At 58.7% G+C, this 22,371-nt stretch carries 15 protein-coding genes; 12 read left to right on the top strand and 3 right to left on the bottom strand.

Annotated elements, in window-relative coordinates:
* The first annotated feature begins 72 nt into the window (after positions 1 to 72).
* From LQ952_RS00315 to brxL, 12 genes are all read left to right on the top strand, one after another.
* Positions 73 to 798 carry an LOG family protein gene (locus LQ952_RS00315; protein WP_008932970.1) on the top strand — a complete coding sequence of 242 codons (726 nt, stop codon included), beginning with the start codon at positions 73 to 75 and terminating at the stop codon, positions 796 to 798.
* Positions 795 to 1,145 (top strand): DUF2782 domain-containing protein, encoded by a 351-nt coding sequence (locus LQ952_RS00320; RefSeq protein WP_238617189.1) that lies wholly within the window; start codon positions 795 to 797, stop codon positions 1,143 to 1,145. Before LQ952_RS00315 ends, LQ952_RS00320 begins: the two co-directional genes overlap by 4 nt.
* A gap of 89 nt (positions 1,146 to 1,234) precedes the next feature.
* Positions 1,235 to 2,014, top strand: a complete 780-nt coding sequence (locus tag LQ952_RS00325) for a hypothetical protein (RefSeq protein ID WP_238620555.1) — start codon at positions 1,235 to 1,237, stop codon at positions 2,012 to 2,014.
* Positions 2,007 to 2,552 (top strand): BREX protein BrxB domain-containing protein, encoded by a 546-nt coding sequence (locus LQ952_RS00330; RefSeq protein WP_238620556.1) that lies wholly within the window; start codon positions 2,007 to 2,009, stop codon positions 2,550 to 2,552. The genes LQ952_RS00325 and LQ952_RS00330 overlap by 8 nt, the downstream gene beginning before the upstream one ends.
* Positions 2,553 to 2,614: 62 nt before the next feature.
* Positions 2,615 to 6,079 (top strand): BREX system P-loop protein BrxC, encoded by a 3,465-nt coding sequence (brxC, locus tag LQ952_RS00335; RefSeq protein ID WP_238620557.1) that lies wholly within the window; start codon positions 2,615 to 2,617, stop codon positions 6,077 to 6,079.
* Positions 6,079 to 9,642, top strand: coding sequence for an Eco57I restriction-modification methylase domain-containing protein (locus LQ952_RS00340; protein ID WP_238620558.1), 3,564 nt, complete (start codon positions 6,079 to 6,081; stop codon positions 9,640 to 9,642). The genes brxC and LQ952_RS00340 overlap by 1 nt, the downstream gene beginning before the upstream one ends.
* Before the next feature lie 45 nt (positions 9,643 to 9,687).
* A complete protein-coding gene (locus tag LQ952_RS00345) occupies positions 9,688 to 10,962 on the top strand; it encodes an AAA family ATPase (protein ID WP_238620559.1) in 1,275 nt (424 codons plus the stop codon).
* Positions 10,959 to 11,597 (top strand): retron system putative HNH endonuclease, encoded by a 639-nt coding sequence (locus LQ952_RS00350; protein WP_238620560.1) that lies wholly within the window; start codon positions 10,959 to 10,961, stop codon positions 11,595 to 11,597. Before LQ952_RS00345 ends, LQ952_RS00350 begins: the two co-directional genes overlap by 4 nt.
* Positions 11,598 to 11,941: 344 nt before the next feature.
* The gene (locus LQ952_RS00355) at positions 11,942 to 13,219 is read left to right on the top strand and encodes an AAA family ATPase (RefSeq protein ID WP_238620561.1); all 1,278 of its coding nucleotides are present in this window, start codon (positions 11,942 to 11,944) and stop codon (positions 13,217 to 13,219) included.
* Complete coding sequence (locus tag LQ952_RS00360; protein WP_238620562.1) at positions 13,207 to 13,815, top strand: HNH endonuclease family protein; 609 nt, start codon at positions 13,207 to 13,209, stop codon at positions 13,813 to 13,815. The genes LQ952_RS00355 and LQ952_RS00360 overlap by 13 nt, the downstream gene beginning before the upstream one ends.
* On the top strand, positions 13,812 to 16,130 hold the full coding sequence (gene pglZ, locus LQ952_RS00365) for a BREX-1 system phosphatase PglZ type B (RefSeq protein ID WP_238620563.1): 2,319 nt from the start codon (positions 13,812 to 13,814) through the stop codon (positions 16,128 to 16,130). Before LQ952_RS00360 ends, pglZ begins: the two co-directional genes overlap by 4 nt.
* Before the next feature lie 6 nt (positions 16,131 to 16,136).
* Positions 16,137 to 18,179, top strand: coding sequence for a protease Lon-related BREX system protein BrxL (gene brxL, locus LQ952_RS00370; protein WP_238620564.1), 2,043 nt, complete (start codon positions 16,137 to 16,139; stop codon positions 18,177 to 18,179).
* A 31-nt stretch (positions 18,180 to 18,210) separates the two neighbouring features.
* On the opposite strand, the gene LQ952_RS15960 is transcribed toward brxL, so the two are convergent.
* Genes LQ952_RS15960 through LQ952_RS00385 form a run of 3 tightly spaced genes read right to left on the bottom strand, consistent with a single transcriptional unit; the run spans position 18,211 to position 22,326 of the window.
* Positions 18,211 to 18,924, bottom strand: coding sequence for an ATP-binding protein (locus tag LQ952_RS15960; RefSeq protein WP_238620565.1), 714 nt, complete (start codon positions 18,922 to 18,924; stop codon positions 18,211 to 18,213).
* Positions 18,831 to 19,478: an AlbA family DNA-binding domain-containing protein gene (locus tag LQ952_RS00380; protein ID WP_238620566.1), complete on the bottom strand. Its 648-nt coding sequence runs from the start codon at positions 19,476 to 19,478 to the stop codon at positions 18,831 to 18,833. Before LQ952_RS00380 ends, LQ952_RS15960 begins: the two co-directional genes overlap by 94 nt.
* A gap of 1 nt (position 19,479) precedes the next feature.
* Positions 19,480 to 22,326 carry a TrlF family AAA-like ATPase gene (locus tag LQ952_RS00385; protein ID WP_238620567.1) on the bottom strand — a complete coding sequence of 949 codons (2,847 nt, stop codon included), beginning with the start codon at positions 22,324 to 22,326 and terminating at the stop codon, positions 19,480 to 19,482.
* Positions 22,327 to 22,371 lie beyond the last annotated feature (45 nt).

The raw sequence follows: 22,371 nt of genomic DNA on the forward strand, positions 1-22,371 counted from the left end.
GCCAGCCACTAGCCACTGGCCGCCCGGAGGGCTAACCTTGCCGGAGTACACAACAATGAAAAAGGGGCCGACATGAAGAGCCACGAACGCGCCAGCCATCCGGGACTGCAACCCATGGACGACACCATGCTCACCCGCGAGAGCTGGAAGATATTCCAGATCATGGGGGAGTTCGTGGAAGGATTCGAGCGCCTGGCCCGCATCAAGCCGTCGGTGAGCATCTTCGGCTCCGCCCGCATCCCCCCCGGACACCCCACCTATGCACTGGCGGAGGACATCGCCCGTCAGCTCTCCGACGCGGGTTTTGCCGTGGTCAGCGGTGGCGGTCCCGGCATCATGGAGGCGGCCAACAAGGGCGCCTTTGCCGGCAAGTCCCCCAGCATCGGCCTGAACATCCAGCTTCCCCACGAGCAGACGGCCAACCCCTATCAGGATGTCTCGCTGGATTTCCGGCATTTCTTCTCCCGCAAGGTGATGTTCGTGAAATATGCCTCCGCCTATGTGGTGCTGCCCGGAGGCTTCGGCACCCTGGACGAACTGGCGGAGATCCTCACCCTGGTGCAGACCAACAAGACCCGGCGCATCCCCATCATCCTGGTGGGCAGCAGCTTCTGGCGGGGGCTGCTGGAATGGTTTGAAACCACCCTGGTGACGGAAGGCACCATCAGCGAGGAAGACCTGGACCTCTATACTCTCGTGGATGACGCCAAGTCCGTGGTGGACGCGATCTTCAATTTCTACGAATTCGGCGGCCTGGAACCGACCTCCGAAGAGAGAGAGAGGCTGATGGACCTGTGAACAGCTATCGCACCCTGCCCGTTGTTCTTGCCGCCCTCCTGTTCTGGCCGGCCGCCCTCCCCCTGTCGGCCCAGGAGCAGGCGGCGCCTCCCCCGCCGCCGCTGCTGGACGACAGCGACATGGCCACCCGGGAGCTATTGGAGCCCACAGTGACCATCATCGAGCGGGAGGGGGAACGGATCGAGGAATACCGGCTCCATGGGGAGCTTTACATGATCCGGGTCACACCGGCCAACGCGCCCCCTTATTACCTGGTGGACACGGACGGAGACGGCCAGCTGGAGACCCGCATGACGGAGCTGGATGCCAAGATCCTGGTGCCGGCCTGGGTGATCTTCCGGTTTTAGTCGGTATGTCTCATCGACGGGTAAAGCCGTAGTTGACACCCATTGGCATCTCGCTATCGCCCCAGATTTACCCTGGAATCAGTCCGTCCATGAGTAGTACCGCTTCACAACAGAAATTCGGCTTCAAAGTTGGCCGCAATGGCGCCCATTCCGCACGCACCATGATGCTGGCTGAACTGACCGAGCTCTTCCGGGGTCGCGGTGTTGATGCCAGCGCAACACAGTATCAGGAAGATATCGAGCGCTTTAACGTCCTGCACAAGCCCACTGAAAAAGCCCGCAAACTGACATGGCGCCATCTGGTCGATTTGTACGCCATGGATAAAGAGGTGGTGCTCTTTCGCGCCTTTCGTCGTCTATGGGACAGCGATGAACGTGCGCAGGCTCTCCTGACCTGCCAAATGGCCCTCGCACGCGATCCATTGCTGAGATTGTCGCAAAACAAGATATTGTCATTGGCCCCAGGCCAGTGGCTGCCCCGTGAAGAGATGGAGCAAGCCTTCAACGAGCAATTCCCGGACCGCTACAGCCCGGCCATGCTCAAATCCCTGGCCCAAAACGTCAACGGCACCTGGACCCACGCCGGCTATCTGGAAGGGCGCAATAAAAAACACCGCACCGAGCCCGACATTCGCCCGGCCAACATCGCCTTTGCGCTGTTTCTTGGCTATCTGCAAGGCGCCACTGGCAACCGCCTGTTCAACACCGAATGGACCAAACTGTTTGGCTGCCGTCTGGAACACCTGCTGGAACTGGCCCGACAGGCCAGCCACGCCGGCCTTTTGAATTTCAAACACGCCAGCGACGTCGTGGAGATCACCTTTCCCGACTACCTGACCCAGGAAGAGGAGGGTTGGCTGCATGAGTAACCGGCTAAACCGTCTGCTGAAAAGCTACAACAACCACATCAGCCTGCCCTGGATCAGCGGCCTGGCCCATGAGCAGCGGGTGCTCTTCGCCGTCTACCACAAGGAAGACGAACTCAAGCTGCGCGCCCGCATCGAAGAATTTCGTCTGGCCACGGAGAGCGCCGGCCACCCCTGGCTGGCGCTGGACGTCACCCGGCTGTTTCCGGAATGGATGGCGCGGCAAAAGTACCGTGAAGATTACTTCGAAGACCCGGACAGTCTGACCCCGAAGTACAACACCTTTGCCCGCCAGTCGGTCACCGCACTGGCCGAACGCATCCAGGATCAAGCCGACAGCAATACCCTGGTGGCTCTAATCGGCTGCGGCACCCTGTTCGGATTTGCGTCGGTCTCCGATTTTGTCAAGCAACTGGCCGAGCATGTGCCGGGGCGCCTATTGGTGCTGTTCCCCGGGGAATACGTCAACAACACCTACCGCTTGCTGGACGCCCGCGATGGCTGGGGCTACCAGGCCACGGCCATTACCGCGGACAACTGAACACCGGCACCCATTGCCGATTTGAATGAATGGCGCCCATGCGCACAGGGAGTATGCCCAGGATGTTGAACCGCGAGATTTACGACCTAGACCCGCAACAGAACCGGCTGGAAAACAACGGCGTTGCCGAAGTCAAGGATGACCAGTCCCAGCAGGCCCTGAAAACCCTGCGCTACGAATTGCAGACCTTTGTCTGTGATGGCGAATACCAGGCGGGTCTGGACAAGATTCTCTCCACCTACCTGCGTAACCTGGGTGACGGCCACGAACAGCCCGGTGTGTGGATCTCCGGTTTTTTCGGTTCGGGTAAATCCCACCTGGCCAAAATGCTCCGCGCCCTCTGGACCAATCAGGGCTTCAGCGACGGCACTGCCGCCCGCGACATCGCCGAACTGCCCCAGGACATCAAGGATCACTTCAAGGAACTCAGCATCCAGGCCAAGCGCCACGGTGGCCTGCACGCCGCATCCGGCACCCTGGGCGCCGGCGCCAACAACAATGTGCGCCTGGCCCTGCTGAACATCGTGTTCAAATCCGCCGGACTGCCGGAGCAATACCATCAGGCCCGCTTCGTGCTTTGGCTGCACAGGCAAGGCATTTTCGATCAGGTCAAGGCCCACGTGGAAGCCGCCGGCGACCACTGGGACGACGAGCTGGAAGACCTCTATGTCTCCAGCAGCATCGCCCGCGCCTTGCTGGCCATCGACAGCACCCTGGGCGATGACGTCAGGCAGGTTCGCCAGCTGCTGCGAGCGCAGTACCCCAATGTGCAGGATGTCACCAACCAGCAGATGGTCGATGCCATCCATGACGCCCTGACCAAAGACAGCCAGTTCCCGCTGACCCTGATCGTGCTCGATGAGGTGCAGCAATACGTCGGCTCCGATTCGGAAAAAGCCCACCAGGTTCAAGAAGCGGTGGAAACCTGCTGCAAAAGCTCCAAATTCAAAAGCAAGATGCTCTTTGTTGCCACCGGCCAGAGCGCACTCTCGGGCATGGCTAACCTGCAGCGCCTGCTCGGGCGCTTCCAGATCCCCGTGCAGCTGTCCGATACCGATGTTGAATCAGTGATTCGCAAGGTCATCCTGCGCAAGAAGGCCTCGGCCCGCCCGCGACTGGAACAGGTCATGCAATCTCACCTGGGCGAAATCTCCCGCCAGTTGCGCGGTACCAAGATCGAGCACCACCGGGACGATGAAAAGGTCATGCTGGCCGACTACCCCCTGCTGCCGGTACGCCGACGCTTCTGGGAAAAGGTGCTGCGCATTGTCGATACCACCGGCACCGCCTCGCAGCTGCGTAACCAGCTCAAGGTCATCCATGAAGCCGCCCAGGCCACCGCCGATCAACCCCTGGGCCATGTGGTCGCCGCAGACTTCATCTACAACCAGATCTCGGTCAACCTGCTACAGACCGGGGTGATTTCCAAGGAAATCGCCGAAATCATTGGCCGCCTGTCGGCCGGTGATGCCGATGCCCTGCTCAAGTCCCGCATCCTCTCCCTGGTGCTGCTGATCGGTAAACTGCCCACCGACCCCACGGCGGACTGCGGCGTACGCGCCACCGCCGACATGCTTGGCGACCTGCTGATTGATGACCTCAACCAGGGCAAGGAGGCGATCCGCACCCAGGTACCCAAGCTGCTGCAACAGCTGGCTGACGACGGCCTGGTCATGCCCATGCAAACCAGCACCGGCACCGAATACCGCCTGCAAACCCAGGAAAGTGCCCAGTGGTACGACACCCTGCGCCAGGAAGAGGCCGACCTGCGCGGCAACCTGCAACGGGTAGAAAACATCCGTGTGGATCTGCTGCACAAGGAACTGCGCCGCCAGATCGCCCAGGTACGGCTGACCCAGGGCAAATGCAACGAGCCACGCCAGGTCATTCCCTGCTTTGATCCGGAGCTGCCCAAGGACGCCAGCGACAAGATTTACGCCTGGGTGCAGGATGGCTGGGCGCTGGACGAAAAAAGTTTTATGACCGAGGCCCGCAGCCGCAACCCCAGCGAGCCGACCATTTTTATTTACGTGCCGGCACGCAACCGCTCCGAGCTGACCAACGCCATTACCGCCGAACACGCCGCCCAGGCCACCCTGGACAAGCGCGGCATCCCCAACACCGATGCTGGTAAAGATGCCCGCAGCGCCATGGAAACCCGTCACCGCGACGCCCAGAAGCGGGTGCAAACCCTGCTGCGTGAAATCTTCGACGGCGTACAGGTGTTGCAAGCCGGTGGCAACGAAGTAGACGGCAACAGCATCAGCGACCGGGTCGAAACCGCCGCCAAGGCTTCTCTTGTCAGGCTCTACCGCGAGTTTGACCAGGCCGACCACCCGGCCTGGGGCAAGGTCTATGAGCGCGCCAGTAAAGACGGCGGGCAGAACGCCCTCGACGTGCTCGGTTACAGTGGCGATGCCGAACAGCACCCGGTCTGTGCCGCCATCAAGCGATTTATCGGCGTCTCGAAAAAGGGCAGCGAAATCCGCGAGCATTTCCTCGCCGCGCCCTATGGCTGGCCGCAGGATGCCATCGACGGCGCGCTCCATGTGTTGCTCGCCAGTGGCATCCTGATCGCCACCGACAGCCGCAACAACCCGGTCACCGCCAGCGCCCTGGAACGCAAACAGATCACCCAGGCCAGCTTCCGCCCGGAAAGCATTACCATCCGCCCGGTGGACCTGATCAGGATCCGTGGCGTACTCAGCGCCAGCGGTATGGATTGCCAGCCAGGCGAGGAGGCCAGCAAGCTGCCCCTACTGGCCGAAAAGGGCCGCGAACTGGCCAAGCGCGCCGGTGGCGCCGCGCCATTCCCGGCAGTGCCGGATACCAAGGTCTTTGATGAACTGGCTCGCCAATCCGGCAATGCCCAGCTCAAACTGGTACTGGACGAGCAGGACGCCATCAAACAGGCGATCAAGGACTGGAGCGATACCGCCCAGCGCATTGAAGCCCGCCGTGGTGACTGGACCCTGCTGACCAGTCTGCTCGACGCCAGTCGCGGCTTGTCCTTCCACGCACCCATCCAGGCCGAAGCCAACGCCATCAGTCAGCATCGCTCGCTATTGGATGACCCCAATCCGGCCACCGGCCTGATCCAGCAGTTGGTCAGCAAGCTGCGCGACGCCATCCAGTTCCATGTGCAGGCGTATCTGGATCAGCACGCCAAGTGCCTGGCCCAACTACAAGCCGACAGCCACTGGCAACGACTGACTGACGAGCAACAACGCACCATCCTCGACAAGCGCAAACTGCTGACCCTGGAGCAACCCACGCTCAACGACGCCGCCGCCATTATCGACAGCCTCAGCGACGTCAGCCTGGAGCAGTGGACCGACCGTACCGACTCCCTCGCCAGCAAGTTCGACAGCGCCCGCCTGGAAGCCGCCGAGCTGCTGCAACCCAAGCTGCAACGCATCAGCCTGCCGCGCAAAACCTTTGAAAGCGAAGCGGATGTGGATGCCTGGCTGGACGAGGTCAAACAACAGATCCTCAGCAAACTCAACGACGGACCGGTGACCTTCTGATGCCCCAAGCCCCACATCGCCAGCCCCTCGACAAAGCCCTGCGCCGTGCGCTGGAAGCGACCGTGGTCAAAGCCCGTGACATCGCCGAACGGGCCGCCGGCCAGGCGCTGACCCGCCTGAGCGTGGGCGAGGCCAAAGCGGCGGATTACCTCAATGACCCGCAGCGCCAACTGCGCACCCGGCTGCGCGCCCATGGCCGCCAGCTAGGTGACAGCAAACAGACCAACGGCCAGCAAAGCCTGAACAAGCTGATCACCGAGGTTGCCTACGAGCATTGGCATCGTATGTTGTTCGCCCGTTTTCTGGAGCAGAACCACCTGCTGATGTACGACCCGCACACCGCGCTGACCCTGGCCGAATGCAGCGAACTGGTACAAGACCCGGACACCCTGCGTGATGACCTGGAGCGCCGCTGTAAAAGCGGCTGGGAACTGGCCGGTGTGCTGGCCTCGAAAATGCTGCCGCAGATCTTCCGTATCGACTCGCCGGTCTTTGCCCTGGAATTCGCCCCCGAGCACCAACGCGAGCTGGAAAAGCTGGTCACCGGCCTGGCCCCGGACACCTTCCAGGCCCAGGACAGCCTCGGCTGGGTGTACCAGTTCTGGCAAAGCAAGCGCAAGGAAGAGGTCAACAAGTCCGAGGTCAAGATCGGCGCCGACGAACTCTCGCCCGTCACCCAGCTGTTTACCGAGCCCTACATGGTCAGCTTCCTGCTGGATAACAGCCTGGGCGCCTGGTGGGCCGGCCAACGGCTCACCGCCCAAGACTGGCAAGGCGCCCAAAGCGAACAGGAACTGCGCGAAAAAGCCGCCATCCCCGGCGTGCCACTCACCTACCTACGCTTCGTCAAAACCCCCTCTCCCCTCGCGGGAGAGGGCCGGGGAGAGGGGGAAAAAGAGGGAGAACCATGGCAACCCGCCTCCGGCACCTTCGACGCCTGGCCCAAGCACCTGAGCGAACTCAAAGCCCTGGACCCCTGCTGCGGCTCCGGCCACTTCCTGGTGGCCGCCTTCCTGATGCTGGTCCCCATGCGCATGCAGGCCGAACAGCTCAACCCCCGCCAGGCCATTGACAAGGTACTCAGCGAAAACCTCCACGGCCTGGAGCTGGACCAGCGCTGCGTCGAACTGGCCGCTTTTGCGGTGGCCCTGGAAGCCTGGCGTTACCCCGATGCCGGTGGTTACCGCACCCTGCCGGAATTGCACCTGGCCTGCAGTGGTCTTTCCATCGCCGCTGCCCGCGACGAATGGAAAGCGCTCAGCCGCAAGGCCGGCAAACAGAATCTGACCATTGCCCTGGACTGGATGTACCAGACCTTCCAGGATGCCCCGGTGCTCGGCAGTCTGATCAACCCGCGCCGCAGCAAAGCCGCGCAGATCGCCCAGTGGAACGAATTGCAGCAATTGCTGGGTGAAGCACTCACTCAGGATCAGGCCAACCAGCAAAGCCAGACCGACGGCGAAATCTCAGCCCTGACCCATCGCCTGGAGGCGGGCATTGTCGCCCAGGGCTTGGCCAAGGCCGCTGAACTGTTGGCTGGCCAATACACCTGGGTCATCACCAACGTGCCTTACCTGGCGCGGGGCAAGCAGCACGAGACCCTCAAGGATTACTGCGAAAGCTATTACCCCGAAGGCAAGAATGACCTGGCAACCGTGTTTCTCGACCGTTGCCTCGAGTTCTGTGTGCAGGGCGGTACTGCCAGTATTGTGCTACCGCAGAACTGGTTATTTCTTACGGGCTATCGCAAATTCCGAGAAAAGCTGTTGCAGAACGACAGCTGGCATTTGATTGCCCGACTGGGTCCAGGCGCCTTCGAGACCATCAGTGGCGAGGTGGTCAAAGCCATTCTGATCAACCTGAGTCGTGGCAATGCCGCAGGCCAGTCGGCGGATCTGCTGCACAGTGGCGAGCAGGGCAACTGGATTCGTGGGGTGGATGTGTCCGAGCCGCGCACGGCGGCGGAGAAGGCGGCGGGGTTGTTAGCGGATGACGTGAAAAGTGTGGAGCAGGGGAGGCAGTTGGGGAATCCGAACAGCGCGATTGAGCTGACGGATATGTCCCAGGTGGTCCGTGTGGGCGATTTTGCCTATGTAAGAGGGGGGATTACGACTGGAGACTCCCCTAGGTTTAGAAGATTCTTTTGGGAGATAGACAACTCATCAGGGAATTTCTCATTTCAGCAAAGCACAGTTTCAAATAGCTTTCATTTTTCTGGGCGCCAGCTTTGTCTGCTTTGGGAGAAGGGAGGCGGGCAGCTTTCGTGGGTAGCAGAAAACGGTGGGGCTACTATCGCTGGTCGTGATGCATGGGGGCGTTCGGGCATTGCTATCACATACACTGGATCATTAAAAAATACGCTTTATTCGGGCTCTTTATACGAAAACATAATTTGCGTCTTGATCCCTAAAAATGATTGCAACTTACCTGCTTTGTGGGAGTTTTGCTCTTCAGATAAATTTGAGGAATCTGTTCGATCTGTAAATCAAAAACTAAGTGTCGACGTTCGTTATTTTGAGAAGGCTCCAATTGAGCTCTCAAAGTGGCAAGAAGTATCTAGGAGTAAGTACCCTGACGGCCTCCCCCAGCCCTACACCAACGATCCCAGTCAATGGATCTTCCACGGCCACCCCTGTGGCTCGGTCATCTGGGACGAGGACACCAAATGGACCGCCCACGGCGACCTGCGCGTCGATGACAGCGTGCTGCAGGTCGCTGTCGCCCGTTTGCTTGGTTACCGCTGGCCCGCGGAGCTGGACCCCGACATGGAACTGGCCGCCGAACAGCGGGAATGGGTCGAGCGTTGCGCGGAACTGGCCGGTTTTGTCGATGACGACGGCATTGTCTGCCTGCCGCCGGTGCGCGGTGAAAAGGCCGCCGACCAGCGCCTGGAAGCCCTGCTGCAAACCGCCTATGGCGACGCCTGGACCACCCCGCTGAAAAACCGCCTGCTCGACGCCGTCGGCAGCAAATCCCTCAGCCTCTGGCTGCGCGACAAGTTCTTCGAGCAGCACTGCAAGCTGTTCCAGCACCGGCCCTTTATCTGGCACATCTGGGACGGCCTCAAGGACGGCTTCAGCGTCCTGGTCAACTACCACAAGCTCGACAAGGCCGGCCTGGAACGCCTGATCTACACCTACCTGGGCGACTGGATTCGCACCCAGCAGGCCGGCCTCGCCAACGGCGAAGACGGCGCCCAGGAACGCCTCGCCGCCGCCGAAGTCCTGAAAAAACAACTGGAAGCCATCCTCGAAGGCGAAAAACCCTACGACATCTTCGTCCGCTGGAAGCCCCTGGCCGAACAACCCATCGGCTGGACCCCCGACCTCAACGACGGCGTCCGTCTCAACATCCGCCCCTTCCTCAAAGCCCGCGACGTCGGCAAAAAAGACGCCGGCATCCTGCGCTGGAAGCCCAACATCAAATGGACCAAAGACCGCGGCAAAGACGTCCAATCCGCCCCTTGGTACAAACTGGGCCTGGAATACGGCGAAGGCGAAGGCGCCCGGATCAATGATCATCACCTGAGTTTGGCTGAGAAGCGAGCGGCGAGGGATAAGTGATGCCAGCCCGACATCGTGATGATCCGTTGGAATTGGAGAGTACCAGTGCACGTTTCTGAGCTTACACTATTGAATTTCAGGGGAGCCAGGAATCTTCCGATTCGTCTCGACGAACATTTGAACGTATTTGTAGGGATGAACGGCTCAGGCAAATCCAGCATTCTCGATGCGACAGCCATTCTGTTGTCTTGGCTGGCAAACAGAATACGTTCGACTTCAGCATCCGGTCGCCCAATAGATGAGAGCGATATTCGTAATGGCACCTCGGCAGCTACCATCGAGATCGTTTGCCATGACACCAGCCATTTCAAATGGAGTCTGGCGAAAACACGGTCTGGCTATAGTCGCAAAGACCATGCATCCATCCTGATAAATGCGACGGAACTTGCCAAGCGCTATCAGGCAATGATTTCCGATAGCTCAGGCGAGGTGAATATACCGGTGCTGGCCTACTACCCGGTCAATCGAGCGGTATTGGATATCCCCCTGCGGATTCGCAACAAGCACCAATTTGGCTTACTGGATGCCTACGAAGGCGCATTGACCAGTGGCGCCAACTTTCGAACTTTCTTTGAGTGGTTTCGTGAGCGGGAAGATTTGGAAAATGAAAACCGTCGCTATCAGGCTGACCTGATCAAGCCTGACGGGTATACCTTTCCTGATCCCCAGTTAGAGGCCGTTCGCCAAGCACTGGCGATCTTCATGCCGGACTTTGGCAATCTCACGGTACGCCGTAAACCCTTGCGCATGGAGGTTGAAAAGAAAGGCCGGCGCTTGACCGTCAACCAGTTGTCAGACGGGGAAAAGTGTCTGATGGCAATGATTGGCGACCTGGCACGTCGACTGGCGATTGCTAATCCGATGCGTAAGAACCCGTTAAAAGGTGATGGTGTCATCCTGATCGATGAGATCGATCTTCACCTTCACCCCAAATGGCAACGGATTCTGATACCCCGTTTGCGTGAAGTATTTCCCAATTGCCAGTTTCTGGTATCGACGCATTCACCCCATGTGATTACTCATATCCAGCCAGAACACTTGCATCTACTAAAAATGGAAGATGGTGCTCTGGAGGTCGTTCCTGTCGCTGAGTCCTACGGCAAAAGTGTGGATCGTATCCTGGAGGACATCATGGGGCTTGAGACCACCAGGCCCGATGCGGTTCATCATGATTTAAGAAAGCTGCATGCGCTTATCCAACAGGGGGAACTGGCGAGTGCTCAGGTTAAGCTGGCGGCGTTACAAGAGAGGATTGGCGCTGACCCGGAATTGGTCAAAGCGTCCGTGCTGATTAGACGCAAGGAACTGATCGGAAAATGAAATACATTGTGAAGGGGCGTGAACCAGGCGTTTTTTCCGCTTGGAAAGCGCTTGAGAACCCCGACTGGACACCAACTTACGATGATCTCCGAGGGGCAGAAAAGCAAGCAGTGAAGGCTGCACTGATGCAAGAGCAAGGCTATCTCTGCTGCTACTGCGAGCGTCAGCTCAGCGATGACGATTCACATATTGAGCACTTTAAGCCGCAGCACTTGGCCGACGTTGATCCGTTGGATTACGCAAACTTGCTTTGCTCCTGTCAGAACCAGCTGGACAAGGGAGTGCCCAGGCATTGTGGCAATCTTAAAGGGGACTGGTTTGATGCGCACTTGCTGGTATCGCCCACCTCTCCAGACAGTGAAGCGCGTTTTTTATACACAGCGGATGGCCATATCTTTCCGCGTGAAAATGATGCTGCTGCTTTAGCAACGATTCAGCGTCTTGGACTTGATATTCCAAAACTTGTCAGCATGCGCTCTGCGGCCATTGCCCCTTTTTTGGATGAAAATCTGACTCATGAAGAGTTGAGCCACTTTGTCGATGGTTATCTGCTGAAAGACGCCGACGGTCGTTTTGGTCCCTTCTGGACCACTATTCACGGCTTGTTCGATGGTGCATTTGAGATAGTTGATTGACTTCTGAAAATAAGTTTTCACGAGTGATGAGTGCGCCATGCCCCAATTCATGGCCTTGTCCATTAACGTAAAACCGGGCCGGCCATCTGGATCAAGTGTGTGGTCGAAGGTGTTTTGCCAGGTATTGAGTTGCCCCCGACCGAACAGAACAACAGACAGGCAGGTTGCATGGATGATGGAAAAGTCACCGTCGATGGTGTCAGATGGGCAATAATTCATTCTGGATGTTAGGTGCTGCACAATGAGCGCAATTCAAGGCCGTGATGGACACCTATCCTTTGCGGGATTTCAGCCAATGACTGTGAGTTTGAGCCCAGTAAAACTGGCTGTTGCCGGAGAGAAATATGCTTAAGAAGCTCACGTTGACCAACGTCGGCCCCGCGTCGAGTATGGATCTGGACTTTGGCAAGCGTCTAAACCTGATCACCGGCGATAACGGCTTGGGTAAGAGCTTTCTGCTGGACATTGCCTGGTGGTCGATGACCCGCAAGTGGCCGGCAGAGCTGAACAGCAGCCTGACAGTGGGCAAGAAAGTCCGTCCCCACGCAAAAAAGGACGGTGAGATCAGCTTTTGCTTTACCGCAAAAAGTAAGGATGAGCGCTACAGCAGCAATTATCAGCGCCGTGAAGAAGCCTGGACCGGACGATCCGGTCGCCCGGCCAACCCTGGTTTGGTGCTGTATGCCATGAGTGACGGCAGCTTTGCCGTCTGGGACCCTGCCCGCAACTACTGGCAGACCAAAAACAATGTGGACATTCAGGAGCGCCGCCCGGCTTTTGTCTTCAGCCCGGTTGATGTGTGGGATGGCTTGGAGGAAGAGGGCAGTGTGCTCTGCAATGGCCTGATCCAGGACTGGGCGACGTGGCAGAAGGAAGATGGCAAAGCCTTCAAGTTACTGAAGAAAGTGCTCAAGGCGCTGTCACCCAACGAAAGGGAAGCCATGGTGCCCGGCAAGCTGGGCAAACTGAGCCTGGATGACGTCAGGGACATACCCACCATCACCATGCCCTATAAGCAGGATGTGTTGGTGCTGCACGCCTCTTCGGGTATGAAGCGGGTAATGGCCTTGGCTTATTTTCTGGTATGGGCCTGGCTGGAGCATGGCAAGGCCGCCGAGCACCTGGGTGAAGAACCGACCCATCAGGTGGTGTTCCTGATTGACGAGGTCGAATCCCACCTGCACCCGAGTTGGCAAAGAACCATCGTGCCTGCGCTGCTCGATGTGATGAAGCAACTGACCAAACGCCCTGACGTGCAACTGATTACCGCCACCCATTCCCCGTTGATCATGGCATCGGTTGAGCCGCTGTTTGATGAGCGCAGGGATGCCTGGTTTGACTTGGATCTTGAGAAGGGTGATGTGGTACTGCGCAAGCGCCCGTTTGTCCGCCATGGAGATGCATCACGCTGGCTCACCAGCGAAGCGTTTGACTTGGGCAGCGCCAGGTCTTTGGAAGCCGAAGAAACCCTGGAGCAGGCCGCAAGAATCCTGTCGGAAGAGGTCATTGATGCTGAGCTGGCAAAGACCCTCGACGCTAAATTGCGCACCTTGTTGGGGGATACCGACCCGTTCTGGATCAGATGGCGTTATGTGGGGGAGAAGCAGGGGTGGCTGCAATGATCCCCGTTGCGGAACAGCCAGAGCCTCGCACTTTTGATGCGCAGGTGAGGGTAAAGGGGTTGGCGCATCTTCAGAGAAAGGGATTTTCCCTGAATCAGCCCTTGCCTCCGAATGCGAAGATAACGCCCTATTGGCGTGACTGCTTAACTGATCTGTACCAAGCGTATGGCGGGATTTGCGCTTATCTTGGCGTGCACTTCGAGCGGGTAATGGGGGGCGGCAGTGTCGATCACTTCATCGCCAAGTCAGCCAATGCCGGTTTGGCCTATGAGTGGAAGAATTACCGACTGGCCTGTACCACAATGAACAGTCGTAAACGTGAGTACAGTGATGTGCTGGATCCTTTTTATCTGGCGCCTGACCTGTTCCGTTTGCAGCTTTCCACAGGCCATATTTACCCAAATCCGAATCTACCTGCCCAGGCTATGCGTTTGGTTGAGGAAACCATTGAACAGCTTGGTCTTGATGATCCCCAGTGTCGTGCGCTGCGTACCAGCTGGTATCAGGATTACCTGGAACACAAACTGCCTGCCGACTACCTGAAAAAGAAATCGCCCTTTGTCTGGTACGAAGCCAACCGCCAGGGACTGCTATGAAACTGATTGACCTGCTGGCCCAGGAAGTCCGCGCCAGCGCCGCTTACAACTCCAACGTGCAAGTCGCGCCCAAGGTCATTCTCTGGACCGACAAGTTACGTCAGTGGGAGTCGGCTTTGCCTCTGCTGCAGGCTGCTTTGCCAGAACTGATTGTGCTGGGTGACTATACCCCCGAACGTAAAACCGGGCCGGCCATCTGGATCAAGTGTGTGGTCGAAGGTGTTTTGCCAGGTGTTGAGTTGCCCTCCGACCGAACGCCCATTGTCTATCTGCCGGGCTATGAGCGGCGTGATTTGCGGGCAATTTCGGCGTGCCCGGAGTCACTCAAGCCGTTGGCTGAACTTCAGTACCGTGGCTGCTGGTGGATATACAGCAATGCTGGCCGAGACTGGACGGTCAATGCTTTTTTAGTATCGAGTAACGGGGGTGCCGGGCTCGATGTAGCTAAAGATGATAAGACCCAGCAGGTTATGCTTCGCGTGCTGCCTGACATTCTCACGAGTGAGCGCGATGATCTGTGCAATCGCCGCCTGGAAGCGGCGGACTTCAATAAATTGGTCAGCAGCGATCCGGTGCGTGACTTGCTCAGTTGGATGAATGACAGCCAGGCCTGTCGGGAGCGCTGGGAGCCTTCACGCTGGCAAGCCCTGGTCGGCATTTGCGACACTGAATTCCACTTCCACCCCGAACAGGATGGCGAACTCACCGCGGCAGAACTGCTGTGCCAGCGTCAGGGTGTCTGGGAAGGGGTCTGGCAGCGTTTCCTGGAGTCATGCAACCACTACCCCCGGTTGCCGCACCTGCTGTTGAAGGTACGGGCGGATCTTGCGGCCAGTGGTGCCAGTTACCCGGCGATAAACGCCAGTGAGGAGCAACAGCTTGAGCACGACCTGAACGGGCTGCTGCAGCTTGATCCGGCCAAGGCCCGCTTGGGTATCACACACCTTGAGAGCCACCATGCGGAGCGCCGCGACTGGGTATGGCATGCCCTGGGCATGGCTCCCCTGGCGGGCGTGCTGCAGCATCTGGCCGAGGTCGCCAAAGCCACGTCAACCACGTTCTCCGGTGCTGATCCCGAGGAGATGGCGAGCCAGTATCGGGACCACTATTGGCGTGCGGATGATCACGCCCTGCGCGCATTGGCCTATCCGCTGACTTCTGGGCAACAGGGTTTGGTGCAAGGCCTTCTGGATTTGATCTATACCCCTTGGCTGGATGGCATCACACGCAACTTTCAGAACCTGGTGCACAGCAAGGGCTATCCGGGCCTGGATCGTGCCAATGAAGCCACGGCGGATTATGCCATGGCGGGTGAGGCGGTATTTTTTGTCGATGGCCTGCGCTTTGATACGGCTCAGCGCTTGAGCGAGAAGCTGCAAGGCCTGGGCGACGTCCAGCTTGGCTCGAGCTGGGCGGCATTGCCTTCCGTGACGGCAACGGCCAAGGCGGCGATAACGCCCGTGCATGATCGCTTGACCGGGCGGGTGACGGATCGGGATTTTGAACCGAGCCTTGCGGATGGTGACAAGGACTTTTCCGCCCACCATCTTCGCAGGCTGCTGCAAGAGAAAGGCTGGCAATACCTGGAAGAAGGTGATGCCGGTGATCCTTCGTCGAATGCCTGGCTGCAAAGTGGCGATATCGACAAGGAAGGCCATGTTAAAGGTTTGAAACTGGCTGCTCGCATCGATACCTTGCTGGATGAGGTGGTCGAGCGAAGCGAGGAACTGATTGCCGCCGGCTGGCGGAAGATCCGCATTGTCACCGACCACGGCTGGGTACTCACCCCCCGGCCGATGTCGAAAGTTGATTTGCCCAAGCACCTGACCGAGACCCGTTGGAGCCGTTGCGCGGTCATCAAGGACTCTGTGGATACGGGCTATCAGCAAGTGGGCTGGTACTGGAACAGTGCTGTCAGTATCGCCATGGCGCCTGGTGTCTGCAGCTTCAAGGCCGGCCAGCACTATGACCACGGCGGCTTGAGCTTGCAGGAGTGCCTGACGCCCGTGATTGAAATACGCAGTGCACAGTCAGCCGTTGCTGTACCGGCCGTCACTGCGACCCTGTCGGATATTCGCTGGCTGGGCCTGATCTGCAAGATTCAGGCTGAGACCCAGGCTGAAGGCGTGTTGGCGGTACTGAGAACTCACCCCGGTGACCCTGATTCAGAAATCACCAAGCGCAAGCCGCTCAAAGAGGGCAAATGCAGCTTGATGGTGGACGACCAGTTTGAGGGCAGCTCGGCGGTACTGGTATTGCTGGATGATCAAGGTCATGTGCTGGCGAAGAAGCCGACACTGGTAGGAGGCGAATAGGTGGAAATGGATACGCTGGACCACAAGGCGGCTGCAGCCTTCGAGGGTTACCTGGTCCGTAAGGATTTGGTCCGAACCTTTGCCCGCCAGTTTCCGGTGCCGACCTATGTGGTCGAGTTTATGCTGGGGCGTTACTGTGCATCGACCGATCCAGAGGAGATTGAGGAAGGACTTGAGATCGTTCAGCGTCAACTGTCCTCCCGAACCGTGCGTGCCGGCGAAGAGGAGCTGTTCAAAGCCCGGGCCTATAAACAAGGCTCGGCCAAACTGATTGATATTGTCAGTGTGCGTTTCGTGGAAAAGGAAGGCGGTTACCTGGCCAGCCTGCCCAGCCTGAACCTGAACCGTGTACGCATCCCTGACAAGATTGTCGATGACAACGAGCGCTTGTTGACCGGTGGTTTTTATGCCGAGGTCACCCTGGAATATGACAGTGTGATTGCCGAGGAGAAGGGCAACGCTTTCGGCATATCGGAGCTGCGGCCGATTCAGATGTCCAAGCGCAATGTGCTGGACATTCTGGCTGAGGCGCGTAGCAACTTCAGTAGTGAGGAATGGCGTGACTTTCTGATTCGCTCCATTGGTCTGGAGTCCAACGCGCTGACCCAGCGTGACAAGGATGCCATCCTGCTACGAATGGTGCCCTTCGTGGAGCGCAACTACAACATGGTTGAGCTGGGACCGCGGGGAACCGGCAAAAGCCATCTATTTCAGCAGGTGTCACCTTATGCTCACCTGATTTCCGGTGGCAAGGCGACCATCGCCAAGATGTTCGTTAACAATGCCAATGGTCAGCGTGGTCTGGTCTGCCAGTACGATGTGGTCTGCTTTGATGAGGTCAGCGGGATCTCCTTTGACACCAAGGAAGGGATCAACATCATGAAGGGCTACATGGAGTCCGGTGAGTTCAGCCGTGGCAAGGAAAGTATCCGTGCCGATGGCTCCATGGTGTTTGTCGGCAATTTTGATGTGGATGTCGAGCACCAACAACGGATCGGGCATTTGTTTGGCCCGCTGCCGGCCGAAATGCGCGATGACACCGCCTGGATGGACCGTATCCACTGTTACCTGCCTGGCTGGGATGTGCCGAAGATGAGCAGGGAACTGACCACGGACCACTTCGGTCTGGTGAGTGATTTTTTCTCCGAGTGCATGAGCCGGCTCAGGTTCGAGAGCCGCGTGTCGGCATTGCAAAACCGTGTCCATCTCGGCGGTGCACTCAGTGGCCGTGATACCAATGCCGTCAACAAGACGGTGTCTGGCCTGCTCAAGCTGATGTATCCCAGCCAGGATATGCCGATCTCCGACGAGGATCTGGAGTGGGCTACCCGTCTTGGCCTTGAAGTACGCCGACGGGTCAAGGAACAGCAAAAGCGTGTGGGCGCAGCCGAGTTCCGCAATACCCATTTCAGCTACTTCATTGGTGATGACGGCATTGAGAAGTTCGTAGCAACGCCCGAGCTCAGAGCTGACAATGAGATCGGTGATGACCCGCTGGAGCCGGGTCAGATCTGGACCATCAGTGAAGGCGGCTCAGACATTGAAGACAATGCCGGCCTGTACCGTATCGAGGTCAACGAAGGACCAGGCTCTGGGGTTAAGATCCTCAACAATCCAGCACCCCCGGCATTCAAGGAATCGGTACGCTATGCCGAGCAAAACCTGTATTCACGTGCTGGACAGCTGATCGGTGACCGCGACCCGCGTGCTCACGAGTTCTCCATTCAGCTTCGTGCTTTCGATGCTGCAAGGCGTGGTTCCAAGCTTGGCATGGCCGCCCTGATCGCGATGTGTAGCAGTTTGCTGAAAAAGTCTATAAAAGGCGGCCTGATCGTGGTTGGAGAAATTAATTTAGGCGGGTCTATTGAGCCCATCAGCAGCGCTGTAAACATCGCCGAATTAGCTGTGGAGAAAGGAGCAAGTACGCTTTTGATGCCAGTGACTTCAAGGCGACAGCTCTATGATTTATCGGATGATATGGCAACCAAGATTGATATTCAGTTCTACCAGGATGCGCGTGATGCATTGTTGAAGGCGATTGTGGAGTAGATCTACCGTTAGTGAATGCATCCCGTTCATCTTATTCATCCGCTTCGGGCGGTACGGCTGCCGGGATGACCAACAACAGCTCGGAATCATCAATCAACCGGTACACCGGGCGCCTGCCGGACAATCGTTCGCTCTGATCCAGGATGATCTGAACACCCTCGCCACGCTTATCCATCATGGCGCCGCGACCTGTTATGGCTTTGTCAGCCGCGGGCACTTGGCACTTGGCCAGCAGGCTGGTGATGGCTTCGTTGCGGGCGGCCTGACGGTAGGGAAGGCTGTCCACCGTCATGGTATTGGGGATGGCGCCGGGAGAATACAGCTCAAGCCGATCCGCAAACATCCGCAGACGGATTTTGGCGCCGTGGATGGAGTAATCCCGGTGGGCAACGGCATTGACCAACGCCTCGAAGACGGCCGTCATGTCGTATTGCGGCAAATCACGCCGGCCCTCATCCTTAATGGCGTAGACCTGCATGTTCTTGCGGACGAAGTGACAGGCCGCCAGCACCTGGACGTTGAGCGGCCCTGTGATGTCCTGGGCATCGAGCTGATAGGCCGTGTCACCCTGCGGCAGCACCTCGGTGCCACGATACGCCACGGCCTGAATGAAGGCATTCGGCAACCAGCGGCGGGGGTCTGTACTCGCCATCAGCACGCCGGTAATCGTAGGGCGAAGTGCTCCGTCGGCATCGGAACGCGCCATGGCGAGCTTGTCCAGCAGCACCTCGCGCGAGTCCTGCACGCGGGGGCTGGCAAAACGCTGCCACAGGTCGTCGGCAGATCGTCGAGCGTGGCGCCGGGCACCGGCTGCTCGTCGAAGCGGATAATGCGGACTTGGCTGCGTTGCTGGAACAATCGTGCCAGATAATCCGGTGCCATCTCGCGCTTGGCGCTGCCAACGCGGTGCAAATAACCACCAGGGCTTTTATGCACGAACAGGCTGCCCGTGACATCGACTTTCAAAACCGGCAGTTGTTCGCCAGAGGTACTGGGCAGGGTCAGGCGCTCGATCACTGGCGTCAGCGGTGGGGTGATGCTGTCCAGGCAAATTTGCCGGACGAAATCCTCCACCAAGTCCAGACGCTCAAGGGGAATGCCAAGCACCTCCCGGGTATCATCAACGCCCAGCACGCATACACCGCCACGGCTGTTGGCAAAGGCCGCCAGTTCATCGGCCAGGGAATCTTTATGGGGTGCCGATACCTTTGGACCGGTAAAGCGCACTTCCTTCAGTTCCAGATAGGAGTCCTCCCCCAGGCGAATCTTGTCAAGCAAGTCGGCAATGTTATCGAACACGTCAAACCTCCCTTCCCAGGCGCTGATAACGCCGTTCGAACGCCTCTTCGCCACCCTCCATCACTTGGCAGACTTCCCGGCGCATGGTCTTGTCCTGCAAGAAGCCGGTTTGCTTCACATGGCACTGGTGGTTGAAGTCCAGCACATGAATCAGCTCCGCGTCACCATTGACAACGATGTTGGGGTTGTGGGTCACGATGATGAGCTGACGGCGCAGTTTGTTGCTGCGAATTTGCTGGACCACCAGGCCGTAGATCAGGTGATTGTCCAGATCATCCTCGGGCTGGTCGAGCACCAGCGGCTCGTTGCCGTGCGCCAGCAGGAAGGCCAGCATGGCGGCTGCGCGCTGTCCGGCGGAAGCTTGGCCGATGGATTGAAAGTCCCGACCATCGCCTTTGCGGCTGTACTCTACTTGCAAACCGTCTTCGGGGAACCAGCAGAGGATGTGATCGACGAACTCAGGGCGCTTGTCGGCCTCAGCTTTCAGGAATCTATTGAACCACCCGCCAAACTCCGCGCTACCACCACATGCCTGCAACAGGCGCTTCTTTTGCGCCAGCAACGCCTGCTCAAAGGCCGTTGTGTCCCATGCTCCCGGCTGCTCGATAAGATCAACCGTGCCCAGCAGGTCCGCTACAAGCCCCTTGGGGGACTCACCATCTTGCGCCTGATACAGGTCGTCCACGTATTTGCCGTCAGCAGCGCCGAGCACCTCCCGCAATGAGTGCTCGATGCCTTGCGCATCCCGGCTGTAAGGGATCAGCTCAATCCGCACAAAGGGATTGCCGTGCAGCGTTGCCTGTAGAAACGCGCTGCGCTGCGCGCTGATGGCGCGGCGGGCGGACTGCACCTGCTCCAGTAACGCTTTGGCTTTTTCGCGCAGATTCGCGTGCTGCTTCTGCAAGGCCTCCAACCGCCTCAACTCAGTTTCCAGCCGCTGTTTTTCCTGCACCAGACGGCCGTACTCGCTGGGGTCGCTGACCCCCTGTTGCTGCAAATCGGCCTTGAGCTGAGCGTAAGCCGCCTCGGCCACACCGATCCGCGCAAACCAGGGCGATGCGTCCAGTTCTCCGCGCAGGACTTGCCCGCGCTCCCGCAGCGCGGCAGCCGCGCTTTCGACCTCCTGCCTCGCTTTGTCGATGGCCGCGTGTAGCGCCTGGACGAGACTCAGTGCTGGACCGTCTTCGGCGGCATCGAACAACCTCTCCGGCAAGTCTTCCGCCAGCAAGTCTGCAGCAACGTCCTTCAAGCGGGCAGCCAGTTCGGCGGAAGCTTCAAACTGACGTTCCAGCTCGCGGCTTTGTCGGCTGGTGCGCTGGTAGTTCTTCAATACCGCCGCATGGTCAGCACCCTCGAAGCGGGCAAGCTTGCACTGAATGTCTTGCAGGGAAAGCGTCAACGACTCGCGCCCTTGCAGCTTGCCTTCCAGCTCGCGCATCTGTGCCCGAGCGGCCAGGAAAGCACGCTTGGCCTCTTCGAAGGCAGCCTGCTGCGACTGCGTGCCAGCCGCATCGTCGATCACCTTCAGCAATGCCTGCTGGCTGTCGCCGGCCAAGGCCGCAATCTGCCCCTGACTGAACAAGCGCAGCGGGAAGCGTTGTTCGGTGATGGTTTGGCTGACCGAGGGTTTGAAACCAGCTGTGACGACGTCCCATTCTTCCACCGCATGCCCGTGGCCATCCTGCCGCCAGATCAGGCGATAGGACGTGCCATCACGATGCACTTGCACGTGAATGGCGGTTTCCGCGCGCAAACCGCCTTCGTCGTTGCGGGTCTTTGCGATTTTGTTGAAGCGGTTGAAGGTCTGCCCCGCTTCCGAGGCAGGTGACAGCTCCCGCTCCCGCCGATAGGCCAAACGCAGGGCATGCACAATGGTTGATTTGCCAGTACCGCGTCCGCCGATCAGGGCATTGAAGTAGGGGTTGAGGGGCAAGCTGGCGGGCAAGCTGCCGCGCCCCATATAGCGCGCCTCGCGGATTTCAATCGACTCGATGAAATGCTCGGGCGTGTTGAACGGCGTAAAACCGCTGCTTTCATCACTGCGCCGAACGGAAATCTCTTGCCCATCCAGCAGCGCAAGGCGCAAGCCTTCCAGGCTGGGCTTGGCCATCTTGATCCAGGTGTAGCGCGACCCTGGAACAGCCGCACCCTGGAAGCTGTGGCAATCGCTGCCGACCACGCTGGCAAAGCGCAGCTTCAGTTCGTCCAGCACCATCGGCGTAGGACTGGAAGATGCTGCCCACTCCAGGGCCAGGATGCCGGGTTCCTGCAAAACCTGCTTGACCGTGATGGTATCCAGCAGGCATTTGCGCGTGCCGGGCTCGACCTGCAGCAGTCCCTTGTCACCCTCTACATGTGCCGGAATGGCAAGACCGCCCTCCGCCAGAATGCGCTCCACCACCTGGGCGGCACCGATTCGAGTGACGCCATCGCTGTCGCCGCGCGTGCCTTGGTAGTCCACCCTCGCCAGCAGGTCGCTGACGGTCTGGCTGGTAGCCGACGGGTCGAAGATCGCCAATATATGAAAGCCGCCCTGCACCGAGATTTCCACGCCAGGGAACAGGTGCAATTCACGGAAACCGACAGGCGGAGTTCCAGCGTCGGCCTGGCGCTTCATGTCTGCATAATCAGTCTTGAGCTTGTCGATCCACTCACCCGTGTTATGGTCGGTGACCGCCACGCAGTCAATCTCGGCGGCCATGTACTTGAGCAGCCAGGTTTGCGGCGTCAGTTCATCGGACGTGCCGATGGCGGCTTGCCAGGCATTCGTATCTTTGGAAGCCGGGGTGTGAGTATGGAAATCGAACTTCCACCAGCGTGCGCCGGGATAGGACCAGGGTTGGCTCATGCTCTTCTCCTGATTGCGGCCATCATTCCTCCGCCTTGGTTCTCG

The organism is Ectothiorhodospira lacustris (assembly GCF_022227785.1).
GTDB classification, from domain to species: domain Bacteria; phylum Pseudomonadota; class Gammaproteobacteria; order Ectothiorhodospirales; family Ectothiorhodospiraceae; genus Ectothiorhodospira; species Ectothiorhodospira lacustris.

Excerpts from the sequence above, each read along its gene's own strand:
- LQ952_RS00315 (WP_008932970.1), top strand. The coding sequence starts at position 73 with ATGAAGAGCCACGAACGCGCCAGCCATCCGGGACTGCAACCCATGGAC.
- LQ952_RS00325 (WP_238620555.1), top strand. The coding sequence starts at position 1,235 with ATGAGTAGTACCGCTTCACAACAGAAATTCGGCTTCAAAGTTGGCCGC.
- LQ952_RS00330 (WP_238620556.1), top strand. The coding sequence starts at position 2,007 with ATGAGTAACCGGCTAAACCGTCTGCTGAAAAGCTACAACAACCACATC.
- brxC (WP_238620557.1), top strand. The coding sequence starts at position 2,615 with ATGTTGAACCGCGAGATTTACGACCTAGACCCGCAACAGAACCGGCTG.
- LQ952_RS00340 (WP_238620558.1), top strand. The coding sequence starts at position 6,079 with ATGCCCCAAGCCCCACATCGCCAGCCCCTCGACAAAGCCCTGCGCCGT.
- LQ952_RS00350 (WP_238620560.1), top strand. The coding sequence starts at position 10,959 with ATGAAATACATTGTGAAGGGGCGTGAACCAGGCGTTTTTTCCGCTTGG.
- LQ952_RS00355 (WP_238620561.1), top strand. The coding sequence starts at position 11,942 with ATGCTTAAGAAGCTCACGTTGACCAACGTCGGCCCCGCGTCGAGTATG.
- pglZ (WP_238620563.1), top strand. The coding sequence starts at position 13,812 with ATGAAACTGATTGACCTGCTGGCCCAGGAAGTCCGCGCCAGCGCCGCT.
- brxL (WP_238620564.1), top strand. The coding sequence starts at position 16,137 with ATGGATACGCTGGACCACAAGGCGGCTGCAGCCTTCGAGGGTTACCTG.
- LQ952_RS00385 (WP_238620567.1), bottom strand. The coding sequence starts at position 22,326 with ATGAGCCAACCCTGGTCCTATCCCGGCGCACGCTGGTGGAAGTTCGAT.